This is a genomic window from Mesorhizobium sp. ArgA1 (assembly GCF_053714375.1).
Genome location: NZ_JBSKBQ010000012.1, coordinates 15,686 through 29,994, shown reverse-complemented (window position 1 = coordinate 29,994; position 14,309 = coordinate 15,686). Strand labels below are relative to the sequence as shown.

The window sequence follows — 14,309 nt, the reverse complement described above, 5'->3', positions numbered from 1 at the left end:
CCGCTTCCCGCGCAGGCTGTGCTTTTCCATGAAGATGATTTGATCAGCCGGTTCACATCCTTGTAGGCGGCTGAGCGGCTATGGCTGCGCGTCCAAGACCACGCCCCGCTTCCAAGGGCATGAAAAGACCGGCGACTCATTGGATAAAGCGGGGGGCATCGGGCGCGTAAAGCACTTGCGCGGCGAGGAGGATTTGCGCCACGCTTCGTTGCAGGATTTCAGGGAGGAAGAATAATGGCCGTTGCCAAGAAGGACCAGGAGCGCGTCACCTATGCCTGGATGTATGGCGTTCAGGCGAACAAGGACGGCAAGGAGCGCACGGTGCCTGAATACTGGCAGGAGTTCGCTGACGCTTGGCTGCAGGGGTTCGATGGTGAGCCCATCGGCGGCGCACTGAAGCCCGTCCGCGACACGATGGAAGCGGAGATCGACACCTCGTCTTTGGAGTCCGCCGAGCGGGCGCCTGAATGACTGGCAAAACTGACGCTGCAATCCCTGATCGACGCCCAGATGGCGGCAACCGCGCTTTGCCGCATCTGCTAATGCCACCTCGGTGGGGGCTGACACGACTGGCGACCGCATGCTCGTCTGCAGCGCCGGCAATCACATCTGTGAACCACCTAAATCAAAAGGCGACAGGAACCTAGTTTCGCGACTGAGCTTAAGCCTCCATGAGCACACGCGGCATCAATTTCCTGGACAAGTGGATCGCAATCAACATCCCCGAGACGGCCACGGCTGATGTCGTTTCGCTGGACGAGCTTACCCACAAGGTCAGTGCAGACGCCAGTCGGGTGGCATCAAGCGCTCTGAGATCGACGGGGAGGTGTCGAGCCTGTACCGCGTCTTGGACGATGCGATTGTGCCCGGAATGAGCAAGCGAGCGGTTAGATTTTTCCACCTTTGGAGGGAGCCCAAAAGCACCTCGTCACCGGGGCCGAGGCTGAATGCATTGGTGATGCAGAGATTGGCGGGGGATACAGGTGGATTCGCGCGAACTTAAGACCTCGACACCAGCTGATACTGACGAAGCACGAGCGAGGAGGCTGAGAAAACGCCCCTTGCAAGGGCTGGCCGGCACACGAGACCACTCTAAGGCCGATCGAGCGGCCGTTGCCGCCTTGCTAGATCGCACTACGGAAGCCGATGTGCTGACACGGCTTAGGCTGGAATCGCGGCTCCAAGAACTTGACGCTGAGATAGCTGCGGAAGGTAAAGTGCTGGCAGAGACACACGCGTCGGTGGCATTGCTTTTTGGCGGCGACCCGGTCTCTGGATCCAGGGGCGTTGAGGCAGAGTTCGGCGCAGGCGCTGTTGCGACCTTTCAAGACCTCGTCGCAAGAGTCCTTGCTAAAAACACCTCGGGCCTAGGTGGGAAAGGCGCTGTTGTGAACAAGGCCGCAGGTGCGATGCATATTACAAACGTCGTAACGGGCTCGTTCGGATTCCTCTTGGAAGAAGTTCGGGATCACGATCGGTTATCGGACACCAATCTCAAAGAGGCTGTCGAGGAAGCTTCCAAGCTACTTGACGTTTTGGGGCAGGCGGACGAGGAGCGCTTCCAAGCCACGGTTGTAGAAGCGGACCAACGGATATTAGCGACCATGCGAGTGTTCTTCGAGCTAATGCGCCAGCACGGAGCGACTTTGCGGATGGTGGCTGGAGAGAATGAATACCAACTAGGAAGCCAGTCCGTTGCGCGCGGCGCCGAGAGGGCGAGTGGGACCTCTATCGAAGAGGACCAAGTAACTCTCAAAGGGCGGCTTTCGGGAGTTCTTCCAGGTGCCCATCAATTTGAATTTTGCGCGATCGCGGGGGAGGCTCTGAAAGGAAGGGTCGATCCGGCTTGGACAGCGGCTGATCTTGAGCGATGGAACAGAGAGCTCGTCGGGGTCGATGCGACGATGGTTGGGTCAGTAAAGCGGGTAATACGTCATGGCCAGGTCGCACGCGAAAACTATGTCCTTAAGGGCCTGACCCCCGCTGAATGACCCCGTTGCGGTTCAGTTGCTAACAAAACGGCTTGCAGGCCTCAAGCCACCGAGCCAACCTGCGCGAAGGTCAGTTCATCGCGAATGTGGCTTCCTCATCGTTCGTCCGGCCCAATCGTCCCCAGTTGATGCGCTTGGAAGAACACCTGGACCAGATCCGAAGCGACTTCCTCCGCGCGGCCGACGCCATGCACAAAACGTATCCGAGATTGACGGACTCGTGCAGAATTTCAGGGCCCAACTCGGCGTTTAGTTCGCGCGCTTGGTGGGCGTTCTCGACACACCCTTGCCGTCGACGCGATCGAGGAAGGTGTGCAGCGCCACCATCAGCGTATTGGCGCCTTGCGGGCTGAGCATAAAGGATTTGGTGCCGTCCTCGGTTAGCAGGCCAACAAGACAAGCGCTTGGGCTGTCCTTGTTGTCTAGATCGATCGTCACCCCCCTGACGGCCGGAAGGATCTCGTGGTTCGGTTTTTTGGCCATTGGTTGTGCCTTCACAAAAAAGCGTTCGACGTCACCACGACGCTCGAAACAGAAATAGTGCGACGGCTCCCTTCGCGAAGGCCCGGCCCGCTTCTTTCTTGCGCCCTGTTCGCATATGTGTCCCGTCGGTCGCGCGCTTCCGCGCAGTCTGCGCTACGCCGTCGGTGAGCTTGATCGGTTCACTCGATCACTCAAGGCTGATGGATTTTACAAGACGGCTTGTCTTAATGGCTTTCACCGCCTGTTAGAGCCGACCGCTCGCATCTCTTCTTCTCAAGGTGCCGGCGCAAATTGACGACCAGCGGCCAGCCCCGCTACGTCGGCGCCGCCAGCCGGCAACGGGCATGGTGAACGCCGGGTCAGTATCCACTGGGTTCACCTGAACGCGTATTTAGACACTGTACGATTTTTCTCGTCGGTGACGCGCACCCATCGCGCTTCGTCACGGCGAGCCTTGACTTCCCTCTTGGTCCCGACTGTCGCGGCCTCCCACGGCGAGTTGGCTATGACAGTGCGTTGCCAAACCGGTGCATCGCCGGCCATCTCTTCAACCACATAGCTTTTCATCCGCTCTCAACTTCGGCGGCCCCTGCTTGTTCCTGACTGCCAAACTCGCAGAGATTGGCGGCAAGGGCCTCGAGCGCTTCTACGTCGCTTGCATACGATGCTGCATGATCCGGGTACTTATGCTGTTGCTGGCGATAGAAGGCGATCCATCCCGGCAGATCGGCAATCGGGAACGTCCCTCGCCATTGGTCTTTCACGAGCGTGAAAGTCCCTGCCGCCGAATCATACGTCGCTGTCGTTTTCATGTCGCCCTTATAGACAGACATACCGGTGCCGCCGCCAGTCATAGGTGGATTTGCGAAATGCTGCTGGGCCACGCCGCTGGCAGCCACGCATGCTGATGATTGCCTTTTCAATCTCGCGCCTGCGCGCGGAGACTTCCCTCGATAAAGGCGAGCCGGACATCGGCGCGAGAAGCCGCAACGAAAGAAGACGACATTCGTTCCTGTGGCGTGGGCAGCGGCGGTCAAGCTGGTGCAGTCATCAAGCCGCCGGCGGCCGGAACGGACGGTCACGCTACGCGTTCTGCTCAGATCTTTCAGCAATCCAATTGGGGAGCGCGCCATGGGCCTGTTTACGAAGGACATCAAGACTATGGACGATTTGTTCCTGCACGTTCTGCAGGACATCTATTATGCGGAGCAGCAAATCCTGAAGGCGCTCCCCGACATGGTCGAAAAGGCAACCAACCGAGATCTGATGGCGGCTTTCAAAGCGCACCTCGATGAGACGGAAAAACACGTCCAACGTCTTGAGCAGGCCTTCGAGTTGATCGGCGAAAAGCCGAAGGGAACGACCTGCCCGGCGATCGATGGCATCATCAAGGAAGCCAACGAGATCGCCGGCGAGGTTGCCGAGAAGAAGGTGCTCGACGCCGCCTTGATCACCGCAGCGCAGGCCGTCGAACATTATGAAATCACTCGCTACGGGACTCTCATCGCCTGGGCGAAGGAGAGCGGAAAGGAGGCCGTCGCCCGGCTTCTCACCACGACACTCAATGAGGAAAAAGCAGCCGACAAGAAGCTGACCGGGATAGCTGAGCGAAAGGTCAACGCGAAGGCCGCTGGCTAAGGTCTTTAGATGAACGCGCGTGGTGAACAAACCCGATCGCTCTGGATGAAGATCGACGTCTATCCTGATGCGCCGAAATTCTTGGGAAAACAGAGCTGCGATACTGTGATTATTGGATCCGGGATCGCCGGGCTGTCGGTCGCGTACGAGCTTGCCAGTATTGGGCAGAAGGTGATCGTTATCGATCGCGGTCCGATCGCCGGCGGTATGACATCGCGGACGACAGCGCATCTGGCGCCGATTTGCGATGACGGCCTGAGCGCGCTGATCAACCTGCGCGGCGAAGAGACCGCAGGGCTTTTCCAGGAAAGCCAGGAAGCTGCCGTCGCGCGCATCCAGCAGAATGTCGAAGAGCTGGCGATCGATTGCAATTTTCGACGGCTGGATGCCTTTCTTTTTCCCGCGATGGGGGTCGGGCCGAAAGAAGCCCGGGATCAGCGCAAGCAGGAATTCGATGCGGCGCGAAAGGTGAGAGCGGCTGCCGAGTTGGTGACGGGCGTGCCTCTGAAGGGTTTCGAAACGGCGCCTGTACTCCGTTATCCCAACCAGGCCACCTTCCACCCGCTTCGCTATCTCCGTGGCCTAGCCACGGCGATCCGCGACAAAGGCGGCCGCATGTTTGCCAACAGCCCCGTGATCTCCGTCGAGGAATTGCGGGAGGGCGGCGTGCGGGTCTCGACGGAGAATGGCGGTGTGATCGAAGCGGCATCGGCGGTGGTCGCCACGAATTCGCCAATCAACGCTGGCTTGCAACTTCACACCAAAATGTCTCCCTATCGCACTTATGCGATGGCATTGACCCTGCCGCGCGGCCATCTCCCGGATGCGCTGTTCTGGGACACCGGCGACCCCTATCATTACGTACGGATGAATCCAGGTCCGGGCTCCGTCGATTATCTTATCGCCGGTGGCGCCGATCACAAATCCGGCGAAGCCGATGATGGCGACATCCGCTTTGAGGCGATCGAGGCATGGATACGTTCCCTCGTTCCAACCCTAGGCAAAGAGGTGGCCCGCTGGTCCGGGCAAGTTCTCGACACGATCGATTATTGCGCCTTCATCGGCCTCAACCCCGGCAGCAGGTCTCTCTATGTGGTCACCGGCGACTCCGGACAGGGCATGACGCATGGCGCGCTTTCCGGCGTGCTCCTGAAGGATCTGATTTCCGATAGACCAAACCCGTGGGCAGCGGTTTATGAGCCATCGCGAAAGACACCCTCGGCTGTGATCAATTATGTTCGGGAAAATCTGTCGGCTGTCAAAAATCTCGCCGGCTACGCACTACCTGGCGATGTGAAGTCAACGGATGAGCTTGAGCCGGGCCAAGGCGGGATCCTTCGCGACGGCGTGCGCAAGATTGCCGCCTGTCGCGATCTCCACGGAAAGCTCCATCTTCATTTGGCCACCTGCACCCACTCGGGATGCGAAGTCGCCTGGAATTCTACCGAGCAGTGCTGGGATTGCTCATGCCATGGCTCACATTTTGCTCTGGATGGCACAGTCCTCAATGGGCCAGCGGTGCTACCCCTAGCGTTGGTCGACAAGGCGGGGGCAAGGCAAGTGTGATGCCGGTCGAAAGGGGAAGCACATGGTCGAGAAGGTCACCGGTTAGCGTCGGCCCTGAGCAATGATCTCGAGCGCCTGGTGAACACCTTCCACTTCACGGATGATGGCCTCGTCACGCCCTCGCCTTGAGCATAATCGACTACCGGGGCCCATAAAGCTGCCGCGCAGGTTTTCCGATTTTCTATTTATCTAAAACCTTGCGGATTTTTTCGGCCAGTTCGTCGATGGTGTAGGGCTTGGTCAGAAGTTCCGTTCCAAAATCAAGGGTTCCATTGTGGACGATCGCACTGCGCGTGTACCCCGTGGTGTAGAGTACTTTAAGCGATGGTTGGACCACCTTCACCTTATCTGCCAGTTCGCGTCCAGACATTTCCGGCATCACCACGTCGGTAAAAAGAAGGGATGGCACCGTGCCGCCTTCCAGCGCCGCCAAAGCTTCCTGCGGGCCGCGCATTTCAAGAACGGAATACCCAAGGTTTCGAAGCGCCTCGACTGCCATCGACCTGACGCGGTCCTCATCTTCAACGACCATGATGATTTCGGCGGCGCTGCCTGTGTTTTCACTAGCTGGTATTGCGGCTTGAAGTTCGGGCTCGCTTTTATGCGAGCGGGGCAAATAGATTTTCAGCGTGGTCCCCACACCTTGTTCGGAATAAATCCTGACGCTGCCGCCGGACTGACGAACGAAGCCGTAGACTTGGCTTAACCCAAGACCGGTGCCCTTGCCGACGGACTTGGTAGTGAAGAACGGATCAAAAGCTCTTGCGATGACTTCTTTGGACATACCGATACCCGTGTCGGTGACCGACAAGAGGACATAGTATCCGGCAGGGATGCCATTTTCCCTCGCGAACCGCTCATCAACATGAGCATTGGACGTCTCGATCGTCAATTTGCCCCCAGCCGGCATGGCGTCGCGGGCGTTGACGCAAAGGTTGAGCAAGGTGCTCTCCAATTGTCCGGCGTCAACTTCGACCTGCCACAGGCCAGCAGCAAGGACAGTCTCGATCTGTATGGTTTCGCCGAGCGTGCGACCCAGCAATTCACTCATTTCCGAGACCAGCCGGTTCGGGTTCATAATCTTGGGGGCGAGAGGTTGCTGACGAGAAAAGGCGAGGAGGCGCTTGGTCAGTTCGGCCGCACGCTGCGCCCCCTCAATGGCTCCTTCGACGAACATGTTGACGTTTGTGTCGCCGCTCCTGAGCTTGCGCTGCACCAGGTTCAAGCCGCCGATGATGACGGCAAGCATATTGTTGAAGTCATGGGCAATTCCGCCCGTAAGCTGACCGACCGCTTCCATCTTCTGGGACTGGCGTAGGTGTTCTTCCGCCTTAGCCCGCTCGGCAACGGCTTCAACGACCCGCTGTTCCAGCGTCGAATTGAGGGTCTGCAGAGCCTTGAAGAGGCGGGAATTGTCGATTGCCGTGGCCGCATGCCCGGCCAGACCGAGAATGGCGGCCTCGTGTTCGGCACCGAACACGCCGGTGTCGGAATGTCCGAAGAAGAGCCCGCCCAACACTTCGCCCGAGCGGGAGGTGACCGGTACGGCCAGATAGGACCGCACGGGAAGGTGGCCCTCAGGCATTCCCTTCCTTGGGGTATTTTTTCCATATCGTGGATCCTGCAGGATATCGTCGGAACGGACGACGCCTGTGCCGCGGAACGTCGGCTCGAAGACCGCCGTGTTGCGCGGCATCGGAAAATTCTCGAAGGCCGATCTCGGTGCGCCAGATAGCGCGTAGAGCATGTAGCTGTCGCTGCTTTCATCCATGACATTGTAGAAGAATGCGCCGAACTGCGCTCCTGTGAGTTCGACCCCCACATCCGTCACGGTCTGGACGATAACGCCTACGTCCAGTTCGGCCGCGACGGTGGCCGCTGTGGCGTTTATGACCTGAAGCTGGCGTTGAACGCGCTTCCGTGACGTTATGTCGATTACCGTGCCGACAAAGCGAACCGCGCGTCCATTGTCAAAGAGCGCATCGCCGGTGGCAGCAATCCATCGCTCCTTTGCGTCCTGCAGTCCGATCGTGCGATATTCGATATCATAACGCGACGCGCCTCCCGGCTTAAGCGCCTGGCGTACGGCATTGTCAGCGCGCTCGCGGTCTTCCGGATGAAGGCCGGCCAGAAAGGTCTCTTCGTAGGAAACACTCGCCTCCGGCGGCAAGCCGAAAAGCGCCTTGCATCGGTCGTCCCAGCGTAGCGTGCCAGACACGGGATCGTAATCCCAGATACCGATTGCGGCCGCGTCTGTCGCAAGCCTCAGCCGCTCCTCCGATATCCTGGCAGCCTCTTCGGAACGGACCCGTTCAATATGGGCCCATGAGCGTTCAGTTACCTCCGTCAGCAGAGCCAGTTCGCGGTCGGACCAGACACGCGGTTCCTTGTCATGAATCGCCATCAAGGCAGCGAGCCGCCCCTGCTTGACCAACGGCATGCAGATCGTGGCCGTTATCCCGATATCCTGGAACGTCTTGGCTTCTGCCGGGTCAATCTCCAACAGGTTGTTGTTGATGATGAGCGGTCTGTTCGCACCGAGATTGTTGACCGCGAGCTTGCCGAAATCTGCAAGGCTGTAGTACCCGACGATGCTCCGCGACCCTGGCGCAGTCCAGTCGCCCCGGATCGTAAAATGGTCTTGATCGCCCTCCATGTCGGCATAGGCACAGATGGCAACCCCAAGGTGCTCCCCGAGCCGCCTGGTCGTGATCGCCATCACAGCATCGGCATCTTTCGCGAGCGCGATTTCTTTGCCCAGACTATCCAGAAACACCAGTCGTTGCGAACTCTCCCGCAGCGCTCGCTCCGCCCGCAGCCGCTCTGTCGCGGTGCGTGTGCGCTCGGCCACCTCAAAAATGAGGGCTATTTCGTCCTCGGTCCAATGCCTGGGAGCGGCGTTGTTCAGGTAAAGCAGGGCGACCACCTCGCCATGCTCGGAAATCGGCATATTGATGACAGAGCGAGCGTTTATCGCTTGGAGAGCCCAAGCGCGATCGCGGGTCCGCGGATCAGTCTGGGCATCCTCAAAGATGACGACCTCGCCGCGTTTCAGGTCTTCGATATACGATCCGTAGTCCCGAAACTGCAGCGTTCCGGCCAGGCTTTTGATGCCAGGGGCATTCCAGTCCCGATCGATCGAGATGGTTTCCGCTTCGAGGTTGATCGTCCCATAGCCGGCACGGCTGACGTCGAGGTGGCGTCCCAGCAATTCGGCGGCGGCATAAGCCAACTCCGCAGGATCTTCGATCTCCCGGATACGATCGCCCAGCGCCGCCAGAAGTTCCAGGCGCAACTGCCCCGGTTGATGTGCGGTAGCCCCCATTGCTTCCCCCACCGTGGAGCGCACTCAATGCGCTGGAGTGAAAAGGGTTCCATCATGGCCGAATGCGGCCAGCCTCTGGGCTTAGACTCAAGTGACAGATGGACCTGCTCCAAAGACCCCGCGATCGCCGACGGCCGTGCTCGACGCAGAGTGGGGATCCCATCGATGGCGGAGATCGCACGAAAGACCGACTGCTGGCGATGTCGTCAGTTTTAGATAGCACCTGTTCGGCCATTGGCGCCAAAAACGCTCGCCCCGGTATAGGTTAACTCGCCTGAGCAAGCAGGGACGAAAGCGCTGCAAGCCGTCCCATTGATGAAACTTTCCAGCCTCTCGCCGGTTACTCAGCGTTGACTTGCAGGAGGATCCCATATGCCCGGATCGGGTGAGTTTGGAGGAAGCAAAGCGCCAAGAAAGCCCCGCAGCAAGCCGCTGAAGGGCGAGGACGCCGAGGTGAAGCATGTGGTCGATACACACGATGTTTCCCCAACCCAAGCGAGAGAGCTGGTACGGCGCCATGGCAACGACTGGCGCAAAATCGACGAAGCCGCGAAGTCCTACAAAGACGAAAAATGAGAATTGAGTGCTGAGAGCGACGGCCTTCGAAGAGGGCTTGGAGGCTGGCGGTAGAGGTGTGTCAATTTTGGCCTTGGTCGACATCTTCAACGCCTGCCGAACGAAATCTCACTGAGAACGTTTGACTTGCGCATGGCGTCATCAGTCGGGGCTCTTCCATGAAAAAGGCCAAGCTTTCCACCTATCGGGCCAAACGGGATTTCACCAAGACAAAGGAGCCCAGCGGCGAAGGCTCCATCCTGAAGTCGAACCGGCTGCGATTTGTCATTCAGAAACATGCGGCGACCCGGTTGCACTATGATCTTCGTTTAGAACTGGGTGGCGTCTTCAAGTCGTGGGCCGTCACCAAGGGCCCGTCGCTTGACCCACACGACAAGCGCCTCGCGGTCGAAGTCGAGGACCACCCGCTCGACTATGGAGACTTCGAGGGCACGATCCCGAAAGGCCAGTACGGCGGCGGCACCGTGCAGCTCTGGGACCGCGGCTATTGGGAGCCGGAGGGCACGATGTCTCCCGAGCAAGCCCTTGAGAAAGGCGACCTCAAATTCACGCTTGACGGCAAACGCCTGCATGGAAGTTTCGTCCTGGTGCGCATGAAGCACGACCGCAATGGCGGCAAGCGGACCAATTGGCTGCTGATCAAACACCGTGACAAATACGCCACCGTTGGCAATGGCGACGCCGTGCTCGCGCAAGATCGGTCTGTGGCCTCCGGCCGAAGCATGGACAGGATCGCGGCGGGCACGGGGGCCGCGCCCAAGCCCTTTATGCTGCGAGGCACCGGAGCGGAGGCCGACGCCGTCTGGGACAGCAGTCGAGGCGTTGCCGCCAAAGCGCGTGCGACGAGATCCATAAAACCGACAGCAGGCCGGGCGAAGATCCCTCGAACCTCCGGCGCGAAAATGCCCGAATTCATCGAGCCGCAGCTGTGCGAAACGCTCTCTCGCCCGCCGGCGGGGTCGAACTGGGTCCATGAGATCAAGTTCGACGGCTATCGGGTCCAGCTTCGCGTCGACGATGGCGTCGTAACGCTGAGAACCCGAAAAGGGCTCGACTGGACCGGAAAATTCGGCGCCATTGCAAAAGAGGCGGCCAGCCTCCCCAATCTCATCATCGACGGCGAGATCGTTGCACTTGGCGAGAACGGAGCGCCCGATTTCGCCGCCCTGCAGGCTGCCTTGTCGGAGCGCAGAACCAAGGATCTGATCTTCTTCGCCTTTGACCTCCTGTTTGCAAACGGCGTCGATCTGCGCAAACAGCCGCTGACAGCGCGCAAGGCGCAATTGAGCGGCATCCTGGGCGAAGCCGATCGCGGCGAGGTAAATCTGATCCGCTATGTCGAGCATTTCACCAATGGCGGCGACGCGGTGCTGCGATCCGCATGCCGCCTGTCGCTCGAAGGCATCATCTCCAAGAAAGAGGATGCGGCTTATACGTCCGGACGCTCCAACAGCTGGGCAAAGTCAAAATGCCGTGCCGGGCACGAGGTGGTCATCGGCGGCTGGTCGACCACCAACGGCAAGTTCCGGTCACTGCTGGTTGGCGTGAACCGAGGGGAGCACTTTGCCTATATTGGCCGCGTCGGCACCGGCTACAGCGAGGCGAAGGTCAAGCAGCTCCTGCCCAGGCTTAAGGCCGTGAAGGCGGCAACATCGCCATTCACGGGCGATGGCGCGCCTAAAAAGGATTCCACGATTTTCTGGACGAAGCCGGAACTCGTAGCCGAAATCGAATTCGCCGGCTGGACTGGCAGCGGCAATGTCCGTCAGGCAGCGTTTAAGGGCCTGCGCGAAGACAAGCCTGCCAGCGACGTCGAGGCCGAGCGCCCCGCCGATCCCGGGCAGACGCAGATCGCTCAGCCGGCCAGGGCGACGACCCGCACCGGAAAGAGCCCGGTCGTGATGGGGGTCATCATCTCGAAACCCGACAAGCCGCTGTGGCCGGACGCCGGCGATGGTGGGCATCCCGTAACCAAGCTTGACCTCGGCGAATACTTCGAGGCCGTTGGCCCCTGGATGATCAACCATATCAAGGGCCGCCCATGTTCGCTCGTGCGGGCGCCCGACGGGTATGCCGGCGAGCAGTTCTTCCAGCGCCATGCAATGCCCGGAACGTCGAACCTCCTTGAACTAGTCAAGGTTTTCGGTGACCACAAACCGTATCTGCAGATCGACCGTGTCGAGGGTCTGGCCGCCATCGCCCAGATCGGCGGCCTCGAACTACATCCGTGGAATTGCCGGCCGGGCCATCCCGAAATCCCCGGCAGGCTGGTCTTTGACCTCGACCCCGGTCCTGAGGTCGACTTTTCACGAGTGGTCGCTGCGGCCAAGGAAATGCGCGATCGCCTCGAAAGACTGGGCCTGATGAGCTTCTGCAAGACAACGGGCGGGAAGGGCCTGCATGTCGTGACGCCGCTAGCGGGTCATCGCAGCAAGACGACCTGGGCCGAAGCCAAGGTCTTCGCCAGGGCGGTGTGCCAGCAGATGGCGGCCGACAGTCCCGAGCTCTACCTCATCAACATGGCCAAGAAACTGAGGACGTCGCGTATTTTCCTCGACTACCTGCGGAACGACCGCATGGCGACCGCGGTCGCTCCGCTGTCGCCGCGCGCAAGGGAAGGCGCCACCGTTTCCATGCCGCTGACATGGGGGCAGGTGAGGGCAGACCTCGATCCGCGGAAATACACCATCCGCACGGTACCGGGCCTCCTGAAGAAGACAGCGGCCTGGGCGGATTATGACGATGGCGAACGCTCCATCGCCAGCGCCATCAAGCGGATAGGCGCGGCGGCAAGGATCGCCGCATGACGTCGCTGAAACAAGGACCCTATGCGCTGCCATTGGATACCGAGCCGATGGAGGCAAAGTCGGCCGATGCCCTTCCTGATGACGCCGGCCACTGGCAGTATGAACCCAAATGGGACGGGTTTCGATGCCTGGCATTCAAGGCTGGAGACGCGGTGGACCTCAGGGCCAAATCAGGCAAGCCGCTGGGCCGATATTTTCCGGAAGTCGTCCAAATGTTGCGCGACCTTGAGGCAAGGGCGTTCGTCGTCGACGGCGAGATCGTCATCGAGGTGGATGGGGCACTTTCGTTCGACGCATTGCAGATGCGGTTGCATCCCGCCGAAAGCAGGATCCGCAAATTGTCGGCGGCAACGCCGGCGCGGCTGATCCTCTTTGACATATTGGCAGGCGCGGACGGACCGTTGATTTCCCAACCTCTTTCAGCCCGTCGCGGCGAACTGGAGCTGTTCGTGGCCAAAGCAGGGAACAAGGATATCGTGCTGTCCCGCGCCACGCGGCGCCTTGCGAGCGCGGCCAAATGGCTTGGCCAGTCAGGGCACGGGCCGACCGATGGTGTGGTCGCCAAACGCATCGACGACCAGTACCGGCCGGGCGAGCGCGCCATGATCAAGGTGAAGCGCTTGCGCACCGCCGACTGTGTGGTTGGGGGATTTCGGTATCTGGCCAACTCGCGCGACGTCGGCTCATTGCTGCTGGGGCTCTACAATGAGGATGGCAAGCTCGACCATGTCGGCTTCACCTCGACAATCGCCGCCCAGGATCGCACGGAGCTGACCCGCCGCCTGGAGGGTCTGCGGGCGTTGCCAGGCTTCACCGGCAAGGCGCCGGGCGGACCGAGCCGCTGGAGCACGGAAAGGAGCGGACAGTGGGAGCCGGTACGTCCCGAGCTCGTGGCGGAAGTACGTTTCGATCATGTTACCGGGGATCGCTTCCGGCACGGAACGAAATTCTTGCGCTGGCGCCCCGACAAGGACCCAAGGCAATGCACGTTCGAACAGATTCTGGGGGAATCTTTGCGGCAATAAAATCAGTTTGAGCGACGCTTTCAAGGCCGACCCGCATTTCTGGCCTGCGCGACGCCCCCTCGAATCGGGCAGCGCGAAGGTCATGGCAGAGCGGAAGTAACGACACTGCCTCGGGCGAAGCTGGTCGAGGCAAACCGCCGCGAACGGCTTTTTGCCCCGCCACTGACAACGGTTAGCGATCGGATCGTCTAGCCTGTTGTCGCTCGGCAGAAATCGACAAGCGCACTCACCGCGCGCAATCGATCTGGCCCGGCTGTCGTCGCGATCTTGAAGATCAGTCGATCTTCGCCAGAGGAGCAATGCCGGTGCTTTTTCAGACGCGTCAAACGCTTCGGATCCGGCTGCGCGAGCTCAATGGCAATGGCTGCAGGGCCGGCGCGCTTAGGCTGGCCTTCGGCCTAATCACAACCGAGTGGCCGATCATCGTCACCAACGCGGTCTGCCTGATCTTGTCGACCTTTATCCTGCTGGATGACCCTGCGCCCGCGAGCCAAGACGGACGCGGTGGCAACCACGCTGGATCCTGCCGCGCCAACCGAAAAATGAAAACGGCTGCTGCGCGGTCAGGACGCCCCGTCGCGCTGCTCGGCATCTCGCTGCTGCTCAATCTCCTCTGGCTCTTTCTGATCGATCCTGGTCACCTCGTCCCTGGCCGCGCTGTTGGCGTGGATGAGTTCGTCCAGTTTCGCCTGGATCGCCTGCGTGTCCCGGTGCTCGGCGCGCTGGATGAAGAGCGTCATTGCCCAGGTGGCCAATGTAGCGGCGCCATGCCAGTCGAGACTGTCCCGCTCGAAAATCGCCCACAGCGCGCCATAGGTCAGCAGAATCAAAAAAGCCCAAGGCCGCGCCGAGAGTGTGCCCAGTTTTGTGAGAATGCTTCCGGCGTCCATGGTCCTGC

General features: G+C 60.0%; 12 protein-coding genes and 1 pseudogene. 8 read left to right on the top strand and 5 right to left on the bottom strand.

Annotated elements, in window-relative coordinates:
• The first annotated feature begins 234 nt into the window (after positions 1 to 234).
• From ACWGTI_RS22795 to ACWGTI_RS22785, 3 genes and pseudogenes are all read left to right on the top strand, one after another.
• Positions 235 to 471: a hypothetical protein gene (locus ACWGTI_RS22795; protein ID WP_454589194.1), complete on the top strand. Its 237-nt coding sequence runs from the start codon at positions 235 to 237 to the stop codon at positions 469 to 471.
• Positions 472 to 671: 200 nt separating this feature from the next.
• Positions 672 to 874 (top strand): annotated as a pseudogene (locus ACWGTI_RS22790) (DUF768 domain-containing protein); the annotation flags it as partial.
• A gap of 274 nt (positions 875 to 1,148) precedes the next feature.
• Positions 1,149 to 1,991 carry a hypothetical protein gene (locus tag ACWGTI_RS22785; protein ID WP_454589193.1) on the top strand — a complete coding sequence of 281 codons (843 nt, stop codon included), beginning with the start codon at positions 1,149 to 1,151 and terminating at the stop codon, positions 1,989 to 1,991.
• 249 nt (positions 1,992 to 2,240) lie between these two features.
• Here the strand turns inward: ACWGTI_RS22785 and ACWGTI_RS22780 are convergent, their stop codons facing one another.
• The 3 genes from ACWGTI_RS22780 to ACWGTI_RS22770 all read right to left on the bottom strand — a co-directional run bounded on the left by ACWGTI_RS22780 (position 2,241) and on the right by ACWGTI_RS22770 (position 3,373).
• A complete protein-coding gene (locus tag ACWGTI_RS22780; protein ID WP_454589192.1) occupies positions 2,241 to 2,474 on the bottom strand; it encodes a hypothetical protein in 234 nt (77 codons plus the stop codon).
• Between the two features lie 375 nt (positions 2,475 to 2,849).
• Positions 2,850 to 3,041: a hypothetical protein gene (locus ACWGTI_RS22775; protein ID WP_454589191.1), complete on the bottom strand. Its 192-nt coding sequence runs from the start codon at positions 3,039 to 3,041 to the stop codon at positions 2,850 to 2,852.
• A complete protein-coding gene (locus tag ACWGTI_RS22770) occupies positions 3,038 to 3,373 on the bottom strand; it encodes a hypothetical protein (protein WP_454589190.1) in 336 nt (111 codons plus the stop codon). The genes ACWGTI_RS22775 and ACWGTI_RS22770 overlap by 4 nt, the downstream gene beginning before the upstream one ends.
• A 232-nt stretch (positions 3,374 to 3,605) precedes the next feature.
• On the opposite strand from ACWGTI_RS22770, the gene ACWGTI_RS22765 reads away from it, so the two are divergent.
• Positions 3,606 to 4,112 (top strand): YciE/YciF ferroxidase family protein, encoded by a 507-nt coding sequence (locus ACWGTI_RS22765; RefSeq protein WP_454589189.1) that lies wholly within the window; start codon positions 3,606 to 3,608, stop codon positions 4,110 to 4,112.
• A 9-nt stretch (positions 4,113 to 4,121) separates the two neighbouring features.
• The gene (locus tag ACWGTI_RS22760) at positions 4,122 to 5,678 is read left to right on the top strand and encodes an FAD-dependent oxidoreductase (protein WP_454589188.1); all 1,557 of its coding nucleotides are present in this window, start codon (positions 4,122 to 4,124) and stop codon (positions 5,676 to 5,678) included.
• A 181-nt stretch (positions 5,679 to 5,859) separates the two neighbouring features.
• Here the strand turns inward: ACWGTI_RS22760 and ACWGTI_RS22755 are convergent, their stop codons facing one another.
• Positions 5,860 to 9,003: a GAF domain-containing protein gene (locus tag ACWGTI_RS22755; protein ID WP_454589187.1), complete on the bottom strand. Its 3,144-nt coding sequence runs from the start codon at positions 9,001 to 9,003 to the stop codon at positions 5,860 to 5,862.
• 372 nt (positions 9,004 to 9,375) lie between these two features.
• Between ACWGTI_RS22755 and ACWGTI_RS22750 the strand changes: the two genes are divergently transcribed.
• From ACWGTI_RS22750 to ACWGTI_RS22740, 3 genes are all read left to right on the top strand, one after another.
• Positions 9,376 to 9,579 carry a hypothetical protein gene (locus tag ACWGTI_RS22750; protein WP_454589186.1) on the top strand — a complete coding sequence of 68 codons (204 nt, stop codon included), beginning with the start codon at positions 9,376 to 9,378 and terminating at the stop codon, positions 9,577 to 9,579.
• A 158-nt stretch (positions 9,580 to 9,737) separates the two neighbouring features.
• Entirely contained in the window at positions 9,738 to 12,386 is a 2,649-nt protein-coding gene (ligD, locus tag ACWGTI_RS22745) for a DNA ligase D (protein WP_454589185.1), read from the top strand.
• Entirely contained in the window at positions 12,383 to 13,411 is a 1,029-nt protein-coding gene (locus ACWGTI_RS22740) for an ATP-dependent DNA ligase (protein WP_454589184.1), read from the top strand. The genes ligD and ACWGTI_RS22740 overlap by 4 nt, the downstream gene beginning before the upstream one ends.
• A gap of 563 nt (positions 13,412 to 13,974) precedes the next feature.
• On the opposite strand, the gene ACWGTI_RS22735 is transcribed toward ACWGTI_RS22740, so the two are convergent.
• Positions 13,975 to 14,301, bottom strand: a complete 327-nt coding sequence (locus tag ACWGTI_RS22735; protein WP_454589183.1) for a low affinity iron permease family protein — start codon at positions 14,299 to 14,301, stop codon at positions 13,975 to 13,977.
• Positions 14,302 to 14,309 lie beyond the last annotated feature (8 nt).